Below are 16,680 nucleotides of genomic sequence, written 5' to 3' on the forward strand. Positions count from 1 at the left end.
TAAGAAAAGATACTAAGGAATCGATATGGGTAAGGTCACTGGATTTATGGAGTTTGAGCGCGTAGATGAAACCTACGAAGCTCCCGTTAAACGCCTCCATCATTACAAGGAGTTTGTTGCGGTGCTGACAGATGATGAAGCTAAAGTGCAAGGCGCACGTTGCATGGATTGCGGCATTCCATTTTGCAATAACGGCTGTCCAGTCAATAACATCATTCCTGACTTCAATGATTTAGTGTTTCACGATGACTGGAAGAATGCATTAGATGTTTTGCAGTCCACCAATAACTTCCCTGAGTTCACTGGCCGCATCTGTCCCGCACCTTGTGAGGCCGCCTGTACCTTAGGAATTAATAGTGATGCAGTTGGTATTAAGTCAATTGAACACGCCATTATTGATAAGGGTTGGGAAAATGGTTGGGTTAAGCCGCAGCTGCCTAAAACCAAAACAGGTAAAAAAGTTGCCGTTGTTGGCGGTGGACCAGCTGGTATGGCGACTGCACAGCAATTAGCGCGTGTGGGTCATGATGTCACTGTATTTGAAAAGAATGATCGTGTTGGTGGGTTACTGCGCTACGGCATTCCTGATTTCAAAATGGAAAAATGGTTGATCGATCGTCGTGTTGAACAAATGCAAGCTGAAGGTGTGAAGTTTGAGACTGGTGTATTTGTAGGCAAAGAAGCAATTGGTGCTGAAGTAAAAAATTACTCCACAAAAACAGTTTCACCTGATCAGTTGATGAAAGATTTTGATGCGGTAGTCATTAGTGGTGGATCAGAGCAGCCGCGTGACTTACCAGTCCCTGGCCGTGAGTTGAAGGGTGTTCACTATGCTTTGGATTTCTTGATTCCCCAGAACAAAGAAAACGCTGGCGATTTCAAAAACGAGATTTCTGCAGCTGGTAAGCATGTCATCGTCATTGGCGGTGGCGATACTGGATCTGATTGCGTGGGAACATCCAATCGTCATGGTGCTGCCAAGATTACACAGTTTGAATTATTGCCACAGCCACCAGAAACTGAAAACAAGCCTTTGGTATGGCCATATTGGCCAACTAAATTGCGTACATCTTCTTCGCATGAAGAAGGTTGTGAGCGCGATTGGTCCGTTGCAACTAAGCGTTTTGAAGGCAAAGATGGCAAACTAGAAAAGTTGATTTGCGTGCGTTTGGAGTGGAAAGACGGCAAGATGACAGAAATGCCAAACTCTGAATTTGAAATTAAGGCAGATTTGGTGTTCTTGGCAATGGGCTTTGTGTCCCCGGCAGCGCAAGTGCTCAATGCCTTCGGTGTTGAAAAAGATGCCCGTGGGAATGCAAAAGCCACTGTTGATGGCCAAAATGCTTACCAAACCAACGTTCCTAAGGTATTTGCTGCTGGCGATATGCGCCGTGGACAGTCTTTGGTGGTTTGGGCGATTCGTGAAGGCCGACAAGCTGCCCATGCAGTAGACGAGTTTTTAATGGGGTCATCCGTTCTGCCGCGATAATATCGAGGATATGAACAGTGGCCACGCCAACTCGGTGGAAGTGAAGCAAAAAACCTCTAGTGGTGGCCAGGGCGAAGTTGTAGTTCAAATTAAGGACGTCAACTTTTCCTATGCCCCTGGCGAGCGGCAAATTCTATCGGGACTCAATATGGAGTTCCGTCGCGGCCAAGTGGTTGCGGTGATGGGTGGCTCTGGTTGCGGCAAGACTACTATTCTCAGGCTCATTGGCGGTCAGTTCACCGCGCAGTCTGGTCAAGTTTTATTCGAAGGCCGAGATATTGGAAAAATGAACGGCACTGAATTGATGGCAGCCCGTCGTCGGATGGGAATGCTCTTTCAGTTTGGCGCACTCTTTACGGACCTCAGTGTTTTTGAAAACGTCGCCTTTCCTTTACGTGAGCACACGAATTTAAGTGAAGCGCTATTGCGCTCTTTAGTGCTCATGAAACTCAATGCAGTTGGCCTGCGTGGCGCACGTGATTTAATGCCGGCGCAAATTTCTGGTGGTATGGCGCGCCGTGTTGCTTTGGCTAGAGCAATTGCACTGGACCCTCCTTTGATCATGTATGACGAGCCCTTCGCTGGTTTAGATCCAATTTCATTGGGGATTACGGCGCGCTTGATTCGGGATTTGAATCAAGCTCTAGGTGCAACCAGTCTTTTGGTTACGCACGATGTAGAAGAAACATTTGAAATTGCTGATTACGTGTATTTCATTGCCAATGGTCGCATTGGTGCTGAGGGAACGCCAGAAGAGTTAAGTCGATCAACAGATCCTTTTGTGCGTCAATTTTTAGATGCCTCCCCGGATGGCCCAGTACCATTCCACTATCCAGGGCAAAGCCTTGAGGAAGATTTTGGGGTGAGTCTCAAGTGAGCATGCTTTATAAAATTATCGATCTCTTGGGTGACCTTGGATTCTTTATTCGTCGCAACTTAACGAGCCTTGGCCTTGCTACACGTATGTTTGTAGCGGTCATTTGGCGCTCTGGTTTTTTATTAAAAAGACCTCGCTTAGTTTCTGATCAGATTCTGTTTGTCGGCAATCACTCATTTGTGATCATTGCAGTATCTGGTTTGTTTGTTGGTTTTGTTTTGGGTTTACAGGGTTATTACACTTTGAATCGTTATGGTTCGGAGCAGGCTTTGGGTTTGTTGGTGGCTTTATCGCTCACCCGGGAATTGGGCCCTGTGATAACCGCTCTCTTATTTGCTGGTCGTGCTGGTACATCACTTACCGCAGAGATTGGCTTAATGAAAGCCGGTGAACAGCTTAGTGCCATGGAAATGATGGCGGTGGACCCATTAAGCCGCGTGATTGCACCGCGCTTGTGGGCAGGCATTGTTGCTATGCCGATTTTGGCGACGATCTTTACGGCGGTTGGTGTGATGGGTGGCTACTTTGTCGGCGTGCCCCTGATTGGGGTTGACTCTGGCGCCTTCTGGGCGCAGATGCAGGGTGGGGTGGATCTCTTCTCCGACATTGGCAATGGCCTAATTAAAAGCCTGGTATTTGGTGTTGCGGTGACTTTTATTGCTCTGTATCAGGGCTATGAGGCGAAGCCTACGCCAGAGGGGGTATCACAGGCAACCACTAGAACTGTGGTGATCTCTTCCTTATCGGTTTTAGCATTAGATTTCTTGCTCACCGCAATGATGTTCTCGAATTAGAAAGAATAAACTGGGACTCTTATGAGAAAAAGTGCAATTGATGTTTGGGTCGGAATCTTTGTAGCCATTGGTTTGTTGGCAGCTCTGTTTCTGGCATTGAAGGTTGGCAATATGAATGCAGTTTCTTTTGCGCCAACTTACAAAATTTCTGCCCGTTTTGACAACATTGGCGGACTCAAGCCACGCGCACCAGTCAAAAGTGCGGGTGTAGTTGTTGGGCGTATTGCGAATATTTCTTTTGATGATAAAACATACCAAGCCACTGTCACTATGACTATTGAGGACACGTATAAGTTCCCGAAAGATTCGTCTGCTAAGATTTTGACTTCAGGCTTATTGGGTGAGCAATACATTGGTCTTGAGGCCGGCGGCTCTGATGACATGTTGGCTGCTGGAGATAAGATTACTCAGACTCAGTCTGCGGTAGTGCTAGAGAACCTAATTAGTCAGTTCTTGTATAACAAGGCTGCTGATAGTGGCCAAGACAAGGGCGCAGCAAAATAATGTCCTTGCTGGCAAATATCAAGCGCATAGTGTTACTGGGTTTGGTTGGGACCATGGTAGGTTGTGCATCCATTCCGGCTGGGGTTGCACCCTCTCCGCATGATCCATGGGAGCCATTTAACCGCTCCGTTTTTGAGTTCAATGAAGGCTTAGACGCCTATCTACTCAAGCCAGTAGTGGCTGGTTACCGTTTTGTCTTGCCAGAATTTGTGCGTGACGGTATCTATAACTTCTTTAGTAATTACAGCGATATTTACACCGCATTGCAGAATCTTTTGCAGGGTAAGCCCGACTATGCCTTTAGTGATCTGATGAGGGTTGTAGTCAACACCACCTTTGGTTTAGGTGGCTTAATTGATATGGCAACTCCAGGGGGTCTACCAAAGCATAAGGAAGATTGGGGTCAGACTTTTGGTGTTTGGGGTATTCCTTCTGGCCCTTATGTGGTTCTACCGTTCTTTGGCCCAAGCAATGTGCGAGATACCTTTGGTACTGCAGCTGATTTAGAGTCTGATTACCTATTTAGATTGCTGCCAGATGTTGCTTTGCGAAATAGCTTGACTGGCTTACGTGTGGTTAACGCACGTAATACCTATTACGAAGCAGGTGACTTATTGGATGGGGCTGCAATCGATAAATACAGCTTTGTACGGGATGCTTACATTCAGAGGCGGCAATACCAAATTAATGAGGGTCGTGAAGACGAGGAGGTATTAATGCCTCCATATCAGAACCCCTACGAATAAAGGCGCCTGAGCCTGCCTTGATTTCCTGATGGGGCTAAAATGAGCTTCAATGACTAGCACCGATCGAGGACACATGAAAAGTTACACTACTATTCAACAATACTGTGCAGTATTGATATCAAGCTTTTTTTTAGCTGTTAGTGGCGCGAGCGCCCAAGCAGTGGATCAGTCCACGCCAGATGCTTTGATTAAGACCGTTGTTTCTGATGTGATGGCTTCCGTAAAGTCTGATCCGGAAATTCAAAAAGGGAATATCCCGCGTATTGTCGATTTAGTGGAAAAGAAAATTGTGCCCTATACCGATATGCGTCGCACTACTGAAATGGCGATGGGTCCAAACTGGAAAAAAGCGACTCCAGAACAACAGGCTCAATTAGTTTCTGAATTTAAGAATTTACTGATTCGTACATACTCTGGTGCTCTAAGCCAACTGCGTGATCAAACAATTCAATTTAAGCCTTTGCGTGCAGCTCCCGACGACAAGGAAGTGGTTGTAAAAACTGTAGTCATTGGTCGCGGTGATCCGGTACCGCTTGATTACCGCCTTGAAAAAACAGCTAATGGCTGGAGGGTTTACGACATGAACATCATGGGCGTCTGGCTAGTTGAGGCTTATCGCAATCAGTTTGCCAATCAAATTAGCCAGAATGGTGTTGAAGGTTTGGTGAAGTTCTTGCAGGATCGCAATAAACAGCTTGCTGCTGCAAAGCCAGCAAACTAAAGACCGCACAAGATCAATCAACGATAAATATTAGATGCCATTTTTATTGCCCAGTTCAGTGACGCAAGACAATGTTTTGCAGTTAGAAAAAGATGGCCTCCTAAATCTTGCGACATTAAGAGTAATAGATTGCCGCAATCTCAAGGATTTTGACTCTACCGTGCTAACGGTCTTATTGGCATGGCAGAAGAAATTACAAGCTGATGGACAGCAGATTACTGTACAAAATGCCCCTGAAAAATTAATCGTGTTAGCCGGCGTATATGGTGTTGCCCAGTTGCTAGGTTTGTCATAGCATGCACGCCGCAATATCAATTAAAAACGTATCTAAAAATTATGGCGCACTTCAAGCGCTAGATGATATTTCTTTATCCATCGAGCCAGGTGAGTTCTTTGGCCTACTTGGCCCCAATGGTGCGGGCAAGACAACACTCATATCCATATTGGCGGGTTTAGTTACTGCTGATGGCGGTCACGCTGCAATCATGGGTGCGGATGTTCAAAGTCAATTCCGTGATGCTCGCCGGATGCTGGGCGTCGTGCCGCAGGAGTTGGTGTTTGACCCATTCTTTACGGTTAGAGAAACATTGCAATTTCAGTCAGGTTATTTTGGGATTCGTCACAACGATGCTTGGATTGACGAGATCATGGCCAATTTGGATCTCACCAATAAAGCGGATAGCAATATGCGTTCCTTATCTGGTGGTATGAAGCGCCGAGTATTAGTAGCTCAGGCCTTAGTTCATAGACCACCAGTCATTATTTTAGATGAGCCTACTGCTGGAGTTGATGTGGAGTTGCGCCAATCGCTTTGGCAATTTATTAGTCGCCTCAACCAAGATGGTCACACCATCGTTTTAACCACCCATTACCTTGAAGAGGCTGAGGCATTGTGTCAGCGTATTGCCATGCTTAAGCAAGGAAAGATTGTTGCTTTGGATACAACCGCAAATTTATTGAGCCAATACGGCTCAGTGAAAAAAGATGGTGAAGGTAAAACAGATCTCGAAGATGTGTTTGTCAACATCATGTCGGGAGGTGCTCGATGAAACCTATTTTAAATAAACTACCAATCTCCTATGGAAGTGGTTTTCCAACGCTCTTGCGAAAAGAAATCAAACGTTTTTATAAGGTAGCTTTCCAGACGGTCGCTGCGCCAGTGCTTACTGCTGTTCTATATTTAATGATCTTTGGACATGTGCTCGAAGGCAAAGAGGTATACGGTCGCTTAAATTACACGGCTTTTCTGATTCCTGGTCTAGTTATGATGAGCGTGTTGCAGAACGCATTTGCTAATACTTCTTCATCCCTTATTCAGTCCAAGGTAACTGGCAACCTAGTCTTTGTATTACTAGCCCCCTTTAGTCACTTAGAGTTTTATGCTGCTTATGTCTTGGCTGCAGTATTTCGTGGAATTGTTGTGGGCGCTGGCGTGTTGCTGATTACCGCATGGTTTGCTATGCCATCTTTTGAATATCCCCTGTGGATCATGGTATTCGCTTTGTTGGGCGCTGCAATTTTAGGAAGCATGGGTTTAATTGCTGGCATCTGGGCAGATAAATACGATCAATTAGCTGCTTTTCAGAATTTCATCATCATGCCAGCAACAATGCTGTCAGGCGTGTTTTACTCCATTCATTCTTTACCGGCTGCATGGCAAGTGGTATCGCACTTTAATCCATTCTTTTACATGATCGATGGTTTCCGTTACGGCTTCTTTGGAGTGTCAGATATATCGCCTTGGAATAGTTTGGCGATTGTTGTCTGCTTCTTTGTCGCGGTGTCAGCGATTGCTTTGCGATTATTGCAAAAAGGTTACAAGCTTAGGAACTAAGTGCGTAAAACTTGCTTCAAAATTAGTATTTAAGAATATTTAGAAATTAGAAATCAGGAGATTGTGATGTTGCCAACCCCAGAACAAATTGAAGGCTATATTCAGCAAGGCCTCTCGTGTACTCATATTAAAGTTGAGGGTGATGGCCAACATTTTTTTGCGACGATTGTGAGTCCGGAGTTTGAAGGCAAGCGTTTGATTCAGCGTCATCAATTGGTATATGGCGCTATGGGTGACCGTATGAAGGCGGAGGTGCACGCTTTATCAATTAAGGCATTTACTCCTGAAGAATTCACACAAAATACCCCAACTTAAAATACGGCATTAGCTTTTTACTGGAATAGATTCATGGATAAATTACGAATGGTCGGCGGCACCCCCCTGAAGGGTGAAGTGCTGATTGCTGGCGCCAAGAATGCAGCTCTACCAATTTTGTGCGCTTGCTTACTCACTGATCAGCCTATCACTTTGCGTAATGTTCCTGACTTACAAGATGTGCGGACTATGCTCAAGCTCCTCCAGGAAATTGGTGTGACTGTTACTTTTCCAGATGAGAATGATCGCAATTGCGTAGTGCTTAACGCGGCCAATATTAAGAGCTCTGAAGCAACTTATGAGATGGTTAAAACCATGCGTGCTTCTATTTTGGTTTTGGGCCCATTACTTGCCAGAATGCACACCGCTAAGGTTTCTCTGCCAGGTGGTTGCGCTATTGGGGCGCGTCCAGTTGATCAGCACATCAAGGGCTTAAAAGCCATGGGTGCCACTATCAAGATTAAGAGTGGCTATATTCAGGCAGAAACTAAATCTGCTGCGGGTCGTCTCCAAGGCGCTTCTATCTTGACCGACATGATTACCGTAACCGGCACAGAAAATTTACTGATGGCTGCTACTTTGGCATCAGGTACAACCATTTTGGAGAATGCTGCACGTGAGCCAGAAGTCGGTGACTTAGCTGAGCTACTCGTCAAAATGGGCGCGAAGATTACGGGTATCGGTAGCGATCGCTTGGTGATTGAGGGGGTTGAAAATCTCCACAGTGCAGAACATGCTGTGATTGCAGACCGAATTGAAGCCGGCACATTCTTATGCGCAGTTGCTGCCGCTGGTGGTGAGGTGCTGGTGAAGCACTGTCGTCCAGACACATTAGATGCTGTGATCGTCAAGCTCAAAGAAGCTGGCTTAGAAATGGAAGTCGGCCCTGACTGGATTAAGGCCTCGATGAAAGGTCGCCCTAAGGCTGTTAGTTTCCGCACTTCAGAATATCCAGCCTTTCCGACAGACATGCAGGCGCAGCTTATGGCAGTCAATGCGATTGCACAGGGCAATGCCACCATTACTGAAACCATCTTTGAAAACCGCTTCATGCACGTTCAAGAGATGAACCGACTTGGTGCTGATATCGCAATTGAAGGAAATACGGCAATTGCCCAAGGCGTGGAGAAGCTGTCTGGTGCTATCGTGATGGCTACCGATTTACGTGCTTCTGCCAGTCTAGTGATTGCCGGCTTAGCGGCCCAAGGAGAAACCCAGGTAGACCGGATTTATCACTTAGATCGGGGATATGACCGTATGGAACAAAAGTTGACCCTCTTGGGGGCCAACATTCAGCGGATCAAGTAAGCCTGATGGATAATTAGTCCATGAAGTTAACCCTAGCCCTCTCGAAGGGACGCATCTTCGAAGAAACCGCTGAGATCTTATCTAAGATCGGTATTCGTCCGCTTGAGGATCCAGAAAAATCACGCAAACTCATTATTGAGACCTCTAATCCTGACGTGCGCCTGATTATTGTGCGTGCTTCAGATGTGCCGACCTACGTTCAGTTTGGCGGAGCTGATTTTGGAGTTGCTGGCCTAGACGTCTTAATGGAAAACGGCACCGATGGCTTATATGTTCCTTTTGATTTAAACATCGCAAAATGCCGCATGTCAGTTGCTGTCAAAGAAGGCTTTGATTACGCTACTGCGGTAAAGCAGGGTTCTCGTTTAAAAGTCGCAACAAAGTACGTTAATTGCGCACGCGAACACTTTGCTAACAAAGGTGTGCACATCGATACGATTCATTTGTATGGCTCGATGGAGCTTGCTCCATTGGTTGGGCTGGCAGATGCGATTGTGGATTTAGTATCCACTGGCAATACCTTGCGCGCTAATGGCTTGGTTGAGGTTGAGCCCATAGCTGATATCAGCGCACGCTTAGTGGTTAATCAAGCCTCTTATAAGCGTAAGCGTACACAGCTCCAGCCATTTTTTGAGTTGCTGAAGTAAAGAAAAAATTCATATGTCACCAGACGTCAAAGTAAAACGCCTTAATAGTAAAGATGCAGGGTTCAAAGAAACTCTGCTCTCTAGCCTTTCTTTACCGATGACGGATGATGAGGCAATTGATTCTGCGGTGGCGAACATTCTGGCGAAAGTTAAAAGTGAGGGTGATGCTGCGGTATTAGATTTCACAAAGCAGTTTGATCGCTTAAATGTTGTTAGCGTTACTGAGTTGGAGATTTCTCAAGAAGAATTAAAAAAAGCCTACGAAGGTTTATCAGCCGAGCAGAAAAATGCTCTCGACGTTGCTGCGCAAAGAGTGCGCGCTTATCACGAGAAGCAAAAGATTGAAGCGGGCTGTCACTCTTGGGAATATGAAGAGGCGGACGGTACGCGCTTAGGTCAAAAAGTCACTGCCTTAGATCGTGTCGGAATTTATGTGCCTGGTGGTAAGGCTGCCTATCCATCTTCCGTTCTGATGAATGCAATTCCCGCAAAAGTTGCTGGCGTCAAAGAGGTCATCATGGTGGTGCCTACTCCAGATGGTGCTCGCAATTCTTTAGTTTTGGCTGCAGCTTATTTATCCGGCGTTGATCGCGTTTTTACGATCGGTGGCGCACAAGCTGTTGGTGCCTTAGCGTATGGCACGCAGACTATTCCTGCGGTCGACAAAATTGTTGGTCCTGGTAATGCTTATGTAGCAGCCGCTAAGCGCCGAGTATTTGGTACTGTCGGTATCGACATGATTGCTGGCCCGTCAGAAATTTTAGTGCTCTGCGACGGCTCTAGTAACCCTGATTGGATTGCGATGGATTTGTTTTCGCAAGCTGAGCACGATGAGTTGGCGCAATCTATTTTGCTTTGTCCAGATGAGAAATTTATTGAGCAAGTGCAAGTAAGCATTAACAAGTTATTGCCGGAGATGTCTAGAAAGAAAGTGATTGAAACATCACTTACGAATCGCGCCTTATTGATTCAGGTAAAAGATATGGGTGAGGCCTGTGAGATTGCCAATGCCATTGCCGCTGAGCATTTAGAGATTTGCGCTACTGAGCCGCGCAAGTGGGCTGAGTTAATTCGTCATGCTGGCGCTATCTTTATGGGCAACTACACCAGCGAATCTTTGGGTGATTATTGCGCAGGCCCGAATCACGTTTTACCAACAGCACGCACAGCGCGTTTCTCGTCCCCATTAGGTGTGTATGACTTCATCAAGCGCTCAAGTATGATTGAGGTTAGTGAAGCAGGAGCTCAAACGCTAGGGGCTGTAGCTAGTACTCTCGCGCACGGTGAGGGCTTAACAGCTCATGCACGTGCTGCTGAGATGCGACTTAAAAAGTAAACTTAGGCGATAGCCAGAATTTCTTTCAAGGCAGTAATCAATTCATTCGTTTGCTCATCAGTACCGATGGTGATGCGCAGAAATTCTTCAATGCGTGGCGACTTGAAGTGACGCACAATAATTCCACGATCGCGTAATGACTGATACAACTTTGCGCCAGCATGTTTCGGATGGCGCGTAAAAATAAAGTTCGCTGTCGATGGCAAAGTATCAAAACCTAGTGAGGCCAACTCATTCACTAATCGCTCACGAGTTTGAATTACTTTTTTACTCGTCGATTCCAAATGCGCTTGATCTTGTATTGCAGCAATTGCTCCCGCTTGAGCCAAGCGGCCTAGTGGGTAAGAGTTAAAGCTATTTTTTACACGCTCAAGACCTTCAATGAGAGCTGGATGCCCCACTGCAAACCCAACGCGAAGTCCAGCTAGGGCGCGAGACTTAGATAAAGTGTGTACGACTAAGAGGTTGTCTGGGCAAGCACTTCCGCGTAGAAGTGGAATGCAAGACTCAGTGCCGTAATCCACATAGGCCTCATCGATCACCACTACGGAGTCTGTATTTCTCCTGAGCAGGGCTTCGATATCTGAACGCGGGATAGCTCGACCAGTTGGGGCATTGGGATTGGGAAAAATAATTCCGCCATTGGGGGTTTTGAGGTCTTGGGTTTGGATCTCAAAATTAGAATCTAGGGGCACTGTTTGATAGTCAATGCCAAATAACTTGCAATAGACTGGGTAGAAGCTATAGGTGATATCTGGAAACTGAACGGGTTTGGATTGCTTGAGAAGGCCTAAAAATACGTGGGCCAATACCTCGTCGGAACCATTTCCTAAAAACACCTGTTTTGGGTCTAGACCGTGCAAATCAGCAATAGCTTTTTTAAGGGCTGCTCCTTCCGGGTCCGGATAGAGCCTCAAATCATCTGTGTTTTGCTGATTTATAGCGGCTAGGGCCAGCGGGGATGGGCCATAAGGGCTCTCATTCGTATTGAGCTTTACCAGTCGCTTCATTTGCGGCTGCTCCCCCGGGGTGTAGGGGGTCAGGGTCTGAACAACGGGGCTCCAAAAGCGGCTCATGAGGGACTCTAGTTAAAAATCAGCAAAAGTGAACAAACGCTAGCAATCAAAATCAGCATTTATATCTGTATTAGGAATGATATTATGAGGCTTCAATCAACACTTCGCCTCGCGGCGCACTGAAGCATGCGGCAAGCCGACGTTACCCGAAACACTTCGGAAACCAAAATTCAAATTGCTATCAATTTAGATGGCACAGGTAAAGCCGAGCTAGCCTCTGGCGTACCCTTCCTAGACCACATGTTGGATCAAATTGCCCGTCACGGCATGATTGACCTCAAAGTAGTGGCAAATGGCGATACCCATATCGATGATCACCATACCGTTGAGGATGTGGGCATTACCTTGGGCCAAGCCTTTGCTAAGGCAGTTGGCGATAAGGCCGGTATTACCCGCTACGGCCACTCCTACGTTCCTTTGGATGAAACCCTTTCTCGCGTAGTCATCGACTTTTCTGGTCGTCCAGGGTTAGAGTTCAATGTGCCATTTACCCGCGCACGCGTAGGTGACTTTGACGTAGATCTCAGCATCGAGTTCTTCCGTGGTTTTGTAAACCACGCCGGAGTGACTCTGCATATCGATAACTTACGTGGCATTAATGCCCATCACCAAATTGAAACTGTGTTCAAGGCCTTTGGGCGTGCATTGCGTATGGCTTTAGAGATTGATCCACGCGCATCCGGTGTTGTTCCTTCCACCAAAGGCAGTCTCTAATCTAGAAAATTTCTAGCGTTGAGTAGAAGACTGTCAAAAAACCACAGATCATAGGCTAACAAGTGGCGCAAACCATTGCGATCGTTGACTACGGAATGGGCAACCTACGTTCCGTCTACCAGGCCTTTCATCATGTGGCGCCAGATGCCAATGTTCTGATTGCACACACCCCCGAAGAAATCCTCAGCGCAGAGCGGGTAGTCCTTCCAGGTCAGGGTGCTATGCCTGATTGCATGAAACATCTAGAAGAGTCGGGTTTATTGGAAGCCTTGCTTGATGCCGCAAAAAATAAGCCTTTATTAGGTGTTTGCGTGGGTGAGCAGATGCTGTTTGATCACAGCGCTGAAGTAAGAGCAAACCCCAGTTCAGCTTGGACTCCTTGCTTGGGATTGATTCCGGGCGAAGTGCGGCGTTTTGAGTTGACTGGAAAATTACAGCCAGATGGCTCCGCTTATAAGGTACCCCATATGGGCTGGAATCAGGTTCGTCAGGATCGCCAGCACCCGCTTTGGAGTGGCATTCCGGATTTGACCAGTTTTTATTTTGTGCATAGTTACTATGTTGTGCCGCAGCGTAAGGAAGATACTGCCGGCTCAACCGAATATGGCGATTGGTTTACTTCTGCTGTTGCAAAGGATAATATTTTTGCAACACAATTTCATCCAGAAAAAAGTGCAGAATACGGATTAAAGCTCTACAAAAATTTTGTTTCTTGGCAACCTTAATACTTATCTAATCTACCGCTATGCTGCTCATTCCTGCGATTGACTTAAAAGATGGCCACTGTGTTCGACTTGAACAAGGTGACATGGATAAAGCCACTGTTTTTTCTGAAGATCCAGGCGCAATGGCTGCGCATTGGATTAGTAAGGGAGCGCGTCGTTTACATCTGGTGGATTTGAATGGTGCGTTTGCTGGAAAACTCAAAAATGAATCTGCCATTAAATCTATTCTGAAAGCAGTGGGTGATGAGATTCCGATTCAACTGGGTGGCGGCATCCGCGATCTTGAAACGATTGAACGTTTATTGGATGACGGTATTAGTACAGTGATTATTGGTACTGCAGCGGTCAAGAGTCCTGGCTTTGTGCAAGATGCTTGTACCGCATTCCCTGGCCACATCATGGTGGGACTTGATGCACGTGATGGCAAAGTGGCAACCGATGGTTGGAGCAAGATCACAGGTCATGAAGTGATTGACCTTGCGAAGAAATTTGAAGATTACGGCGTTGAAGCGATCATCTATACCGACATTGGTCGTGATGGCATGATGAAGGGCATCAATATGGATGCCACGATTAAATTGGCCCAAGCTATCCGGATTCCGGTCATTGCTAGCGGTGGCTTATCAAATAACCAAGATATTGAAGCCTTGTGTGAAGCTGAAGTTGAAGGCGTGATGGGCGTGATTGCTGGGCGCTCAATTTATGCTGGTGATTTAGATTTAACTGCAGCGCAAAAATATGCTGATGAGTTAACGCTCAAGTTTGCTAAGAAAATTATCTAAAGTGCCGACCAGTGCTAACTAAAAGAATTATTCCCTGTCTTGATGTCACGGCAGGGCGCGTTGTGAAAGGTGTGAACTTCGTGGGTCTGCGCGATGCAGGTGATCCGGTAGAGATTGCTAAGCGTTACAACACTCAAGGCGCTGATGAGCTTACCTTCTTAGACATTACTGCTACCTCTGATGGCCGTGATCTCATACTGCACATCATTGAAGATGTTGCCTCCCAAGTATTTATTCCTTTGACCGTTGGTGGAGGTGTCCGTGCAGTAGCAGATGTAAGACGCTTGCTCAATGCGGGTGCTGATAAGGTCAGCATGAATTCTTCTGCAGTAGCCAATCCAGATTTGGTTTCTGATGCTGCGGCGTATTACGGTTCACAGTGCATCGTGGTTGCCATTGATGCTAAAAAAACTGAAGCGGGTAACTGGGAAGTTTTTACCCATGGCGGTAGAACCGCTACGGGAATGGATGTAGTTGCATGGGCTTCAGAAGTCGCTAAACGTGGTGCTGGAGAAATTCTGCTCACCAGCATGAACCGTGACGGCAGTAAAGATGGCTTTGATCTGGAGTTAACTGCAGCAGTGAGTGATGCGGTAAGTGTTCCGGTAATTGCCTCTGGTGGTGTGGGAAATTTACAGCACTTAGTCGATGGTATTACCAAAGGCCATGCCGATGCTGTTCTTGCAGCCAGTATTTTCCATTACGGTGAATATACTGTCGGCCAGGCAAAAGAATATATGGCCAGCCAAGGGATTCCTGTCCGCATTTAATGCGCAGACAGATCAACCGAGAAAACCAGACGAAGATGACCATGCAAAATACTTTCACTCCAATTGAGTCTTTAGAGGCTGGAGCATGGCTTGATTCCGTAACTTGGAATGAGCAAGGCCTGGTCCCAGTAATCGCTCAGGAAGTGGGTAGTAAAGATATCTTGATGATGGCCTGGATGAATCGAGATGCGCTATTGGCAACACTGCGCTTGGGCGAGGCAGTGTATTGGACCCGCTCAAGGCAAAAGCTATGGCACAAGGGTGAAGAATCTGGCCACACTCAAAAGGTAAAAGAAATCCGTCTCGATTGCGATGGCGACACCATTTTGCTCATGGTTGAGCAAAAAGACGGTATTGCTTGCCATACTGGCGAGCACAGCTGTTTTTTTCTGCGGTGGGATTCTGGTAAGTCTGCCTGGGTGGATGAGTCTACAGGTCATAAATAAGACTCCCAGCGTCTCTCTAGCAATAAAAGACATAAAATCACTTTATGACTAGTCCAGCACAAAACCCTTCTAATTTAGATTCCGCTTTGGCTCATTTGGCCGATGTGGTGGATCAGCGACGCGATGCGTTCAAGGCTGGCGAGGCAGATCCTAAGACTTCTTATACCGCTTTGCTCTTTTCGAAGGGCGATGATGGGATTTTGAAGAAAATTGGTGAAGAGGCGACTGAGGCAGTGATGGCAGCCAAGGATGCGCGTAACTCCAATCTAGCCCCTGAACAGCAAAAGCTCTTGGTTGGGGAGATGGCTGACCTTTGGTTTCATTGCTTAATTGCACTTTCCCAGTTTGGCTTACGCCCAGAGGATGTTGTGGCTGAGCTTAATCGTCGCTTGGGCACTTCAGGCATTGAAGAAAAAGCCGCCAGAAAAGCGGCTAATAAGGAGTAATTGATGGCGCATGACCCTAATTGCCTGTTTTGTAAGATTTCTCAAGGATTAATCCCATCTCAGAAGGTCTATGAAGATGAGGAAATCTATGCTTTTAAAGATATCAATCCAGCCGCACCCATCCATTTTTTAATGATTCCCAAAAAACATATACCCATGTTGGAGTCTGCAGAACTGGCAGATGCGCCATTGCTAGGTAGAATGATGGAATTAGCACCGCGTCTCGCCAAGGATCAGGGTTGCCGTCCCGGAAAAGATGGTGGCTTTAGAGTAGTGGTGAACAATGGTGCGGATGGTGGGCAAGAGGTTTATCACTTGCATTTACATGTGATGGGCGGTCCGCGCCCCTGGAAAAAATAGTCCGAGGAGATTAAAAATGGGTTCATTCAGCATTTGGCATTGGTTGATTGTTTTGGTAATCGTGATGTTGGTATTTGGTACCAAAAAATTGCGTAATATCGGCACAGACTTAGGTGGCGCTGTTAAAGGTTTCAAAGACGGCATGAAAACACCTGAGGGAACTGAAGAGTCGCAAGATAAAACCAAGGAACAAATTCAGACCGCAGCCGCATCACCAGAGAAAACTGTGGATGTTCAGGCAAAAGACGTCAATAAATAATTGTTGATAGAAATAATGCGCAGCAGTAATGATTGATCTCGGAGTTTCAAAGCTTGCACTCATTGCAGTAGTTGCATTGATAGTGGTTGGCCCAGAACGTCTTCCTAAGATTGCCCGTATGGCGGGTAATTTGTTTGGACGTGCTCAACGCTATATGGCGGATGTCAAATCTGAAGTTAGCCGACAGATGGATGTCGAGGAGTTCAAGAAACTCCGTGAAGAAAGCGTCTCTGCCTTTAAAGATGTTGAGAACTCACTTCAATCTACCGTTCAAGAGGCGGGCGCCAATCTAAGCGATCAGGCCGACATCTTTGAAAATAATTTCACCAGAGCGCCTCTTGATGAAAAAGAGGTGCTTAGCAAGTCAATCCGTCAAGGGCGCAAGAGTTGGGGTGTAAGACGCGCAGCAAGACCAGTTTGGTTTAAGCATTCCACTGGGATGCGCACTCGCGTTCAATCTGGCGCAGCTCGTATGAAGCGTTTTCACCATAGCGCTAATAAGTCAGCAATAAAAGAATAAAAACTACAAGA

At 46.4% G+C, this 16,680-nt stretch carries 23 protein-coding genes; 22 read left to right on the forward strand and 1 reads right to left on the reverse strand.

Features of this window, described 5'->3' with window-relative positions; all coding sequences use genetic code 11:
* Positions 1-25: 25 nt before the first annotated feature.
* The 13 genes from C2759_RS00505 to hisD all read left to right on the forward strand — a co-directional run bounded on the left by C2759_RS00505 (position 26) and on the right by hisD (position 10,571).
* A complete protein-coding gene (locus tag C2759_RS00505) occupies positions 26-1,489 on the forward strand; it encodes a glutamate synthase subunit beta (protein WP_215355416.1) in 1,464 nt (487 codons plus the stop codon).
* Between the two features lie 10 nt (positions 1,490-1,499).
* Entirely contained in the window at positions 1,500-2,366 is an 867-nt protein-coding gene (locus C2759_RS00510; protein WP_216860366.1) for an ABC transporter ATP-binding protein, read from the forward strand.
* Positions 2,367-2,368: 2 nt separating this feature from the next.
* The gene (gene mlaE / locus C2759_RS00515; RefSeq protein ID WP_215356585.1) at positions 2,369-3,160 is read left to right on the forward strand and encodes a lipid asymmetry maintenance ABC transporter permease subunit MlaE; all 792 of its coding nucleotides are present in this window, start codon (positions 2,369-2,371) and stop codon (positions 3,158-3,160) included.
* Positions 3,161-3,181: 21 nt separating this feature from the next.
* Positions 3,182-3,664 carry an outer membrane lipid asymmetry maintenance protein MlaD gene (mlaD, locus tag C2759_RS00520; protein WP_062307109.1) on the forward strand — a complete coding sequence of 161 codons (483 nt, stop codon included), beginning with the start codon at positions 3,182-3,184 and terminating at the stop codon, positions 3,662-3,664.
* The gene (locus C2759_RS00525; RefSeq protein WP_046329406.1) at positions 3,664-4,410 is read left to right on the forward strand and encodes a VacJ family lipoprotein; all 747 of its coding nucleotides are present in this window, start codon (positions 3,664-3,666) and stop codon (positions 4,408-4,410) included. Before mlaD ends, C2759_RS00525 begins: the two co-directional genes overlap by 1 nt.
* Before the next feature lie 73 nt (positions 4,411-4,483).
* Positions 4,484-5,131 (forward strand): phospholipid-binding protein MlaC, encoded by a 648-nt coding sequence (locus C2759_RS00530; RefSeq protein WP_215355417.1) that lies wholly within the window; start codon positions 4,484-4,486, stop codon positions 5,129-5,131.
* Positions 5,132-5,165: 34 nt separating this feature from the next.
* Positions 5,166-5,426 carry a lipid asymmetry maintenance protein MlaB gene (locus C2759_RS00535; protein WP_215355419.1) on the forward strand — a complete coding sequence of 87 codons (261 nt, stop codon included), beginning with the start codon at positions 5,166-5,168 and terminating at the stop codon, positions 5,424-5,426.
* A gap of 1 nt (position 5,427) precedes the next feature.
* Positions 5,428-6,180 carry an ABC transporter ATP-binding protein gene (locus C2759_RS00540; protein ID WP_215355421.1) on the forward strand — a complete coding sequence of 251 codons (753 nt, stop codon included), beginning with the start codon at positions 5,428-5,430 and terminating at the stop codon, positions 6,178-6,180.
* Positions 6,177-6,965 carry an ABC transporter permease gene (locus tag C2759_RS00545; protein WP_215355423.1) on the forward strand — a complete coding sequence of 263 codons (789 nt, stop codon included), beginning with the start codon at positions 6,177-6,179 and terminating at the stop codon, positions 6,963-6,965. Before C2759_RS00540 ends, C2759_RS00545 begins: the two co-directional genes overlap by 4 nt.
* Before the next feature lie 66 nt (positions 6,966-7,031).
* Positions 7,032-7,280, forward strand: a complete 249-nt coding sequence (locus C2759_RS00550) for a BolA family protein (protein WP_215355424.1) — start codon at positions 7,032-7,034, stop codon at positions 7,278-7,280.
* Positions 7,281-7,313: 33 nt separating this feature from the next.
* Positions 7,314-8,588, forward strand: coding sequence for a UDP-N-acetylglucosamine 1-carboxyvinyltransferase (gene murA, locus C2759_RS00555; protein WP_215355426.1), 1,275 nt, complete (start codon positions 7,314-7,316; stop codon positions 8,586-8,588).
* 20 nt (positions 8,589-8,608) lie between these two features.
* Positions 8,609-9,235 (forward strand): ATP phosphoribosyltransferase, encoded by a 627-nt coding sequence (hisG, locus tag C2759_RS00560; RefSeq protein ID WP_046329413.1) that lies wholly within the window; start codon positions 8,609-8,611, stop codon positions 9,233-9,235.
* A 13-nt stretch (positions 9,236-9,248) separates the two neighbouring features.
* Entirely contained in the window at positions 9,249-10,571 is a 1,323-nt protein-coding gene (gene hisD / locus C2759_RS00565; protein ID WP_215355428.1) for a histidinol dehydrogenase, read from the forward strand.
* Positions 10,572-10,573: 2 nt separating this feature from the next.
* Here hisD and hisC read toward each other — a convergent pair whose 3' ends face one another.
* Positions 10,574-11,647, reverse strand: a complete 1,074-nt coding sequence (gene hisC, locus C2759_RS00570; RefSeq protein WP_215355430.1) for a histidinol-phosphate transaminase — start codon at positions 11,645-11,647, stop codon at positions 10,574-10,576.
* 126 nt (positions 11,648-11,773) lie between these two features.
* Here hisC and hisB point away from each other — a divergent pair, with 126 nt between their 5' ends.
* The 9 genes from hisB to tatB all read left to right on the forward strand — a co-directional run bounded on the left by hisB (position 11,774) and on the right by tatB (position 16,669).
* Entirely contained in the window at positions 11,774-12,361 is a 588-nt protein-coding gene (hisB, locus tag C2759_RS00575; RefSeq protein ID WP_046329416.1) for an imidazoleglycerol-phosphate dehydratase HisB, read from the forward strand.
* 62 nt (positions 12,362-12,423) lie between these two features.
* Positions 12,424-13,086 carry an imidazole glycerol phosphate synthase subunit HisH gene (gene hisH, locus C2759_RS00580; protein WP_215355432.1) on the forward strand — a complete coding sequence of 221 codons (663 nt, stop codon included), beginning with the start codon at positions 12,424-12,426 and terminating at the stop codon, positions 13,084-13,086.
* A 20-nt stretch (positions 13,087-13,106) separates the two neighbouring features.
* Positions 13,107-13,868: a 1-(5-phosphoribosyl)-5-[(5-phosphoribosylamino)methylideneamino]imidazole-4-carboxamide isomerase gene (gene hisA / locus C2759_RS00585; protein ID WP_215355434.1), complete on the forward strand. Its 762-nt coding sequence runs from the start codon at positions 13,107-13,109 to the stop codon at positions 13,866-13,868.
* Between the two features lie 11 nt (positions 13,869-13,879).
* Positions 13,880-14,638 carry an imidazole glycerol phosphate synthase subunit HisF gene (gene hisF, locus C2759_RS00590; RefSeq protein WP_215355436.1) on the forward strand — a complete coding sequence of 253 codons (759 nt, stop codon included), beginning with the start codon at positions 13,880-13,882 and terminating at the stop codon, positions 14,636-14,638.
* Positions 14,639-14,679: 41 nt separating this feature from the next.
* Positions 14,680-15,084 (forward strand): phosphoribosyl-AMP cyclohydrolase, encoded by a 405-nt coding sequence (gene hisI / locus C2759_RS00595; RefSeq protein ID WP_215355438.1) that lies wholly within the window; start codon positions 14,680-14,682, stop codon positions 15,082-15,084.
* A 44-nt stretch (positions 15,085-15,128) separates the two neighbouring features.
* Positions 15,129-15,530, forward strand: coding sequence for a phosphoribosyl-ATP diphosphatase (locus C2759_RS00600; protein WP_215355440.1), 402 nt, complete (start codon positions 15,129-15,131; stop codon positions 15,528-15,530).
* Positions 15,531-15,533: 3 nt separating this feature from the next.
* A complete protein-coding gene (locus tag C2759_RS00605) occupies positions 15,534-15,890 on the forward strand; it encodes a histidine triad nucleotide-binding protein (protein ID WP_215355442.1) in 357 nt (118 codons plus the stop codon).
* A 16-nt stretch (positions 15,891-15,906) separates the two neighbouring features.
* On the forward strand, positions 15,907-16,149 hold the full coding sequence (tatA, locus tag C2759_RS00610; RefSeq protein ID WP_215355444.1) for a Sec-independent protein translocase subunit TatA: 243 nt from the start codon (positions 15,907-15,909) through the stop codon (positions 16,147-16,149).
* A 28-nt stretch (positions 16,150-16,177) separates the two neighbouring features.
* Positions 16,178-16,669: a Sec-independent protein translocase protein TatB gene (tatB, locus tag C2759_RS00615; RefSeq protein WP_215355445.1), complete on the forward strand. Its 492-nt coding sequence runs from the start codon at positions 16,178-16,180 to the stop codon at positions 16,667-16,669.
* Positions 16,670-16,680: the final 11 nt, after the last annotated feature.

It is taken from the genome of Polynucleobacter sp. MG-Unter2-18, assembly GCF_018687675.1.
Classification (GTDB): Bacteria; Pseudomonadota; Gammaproteobacteria; order Burkholderiales; family Burkholderiaceae; genus Polynucleobacter.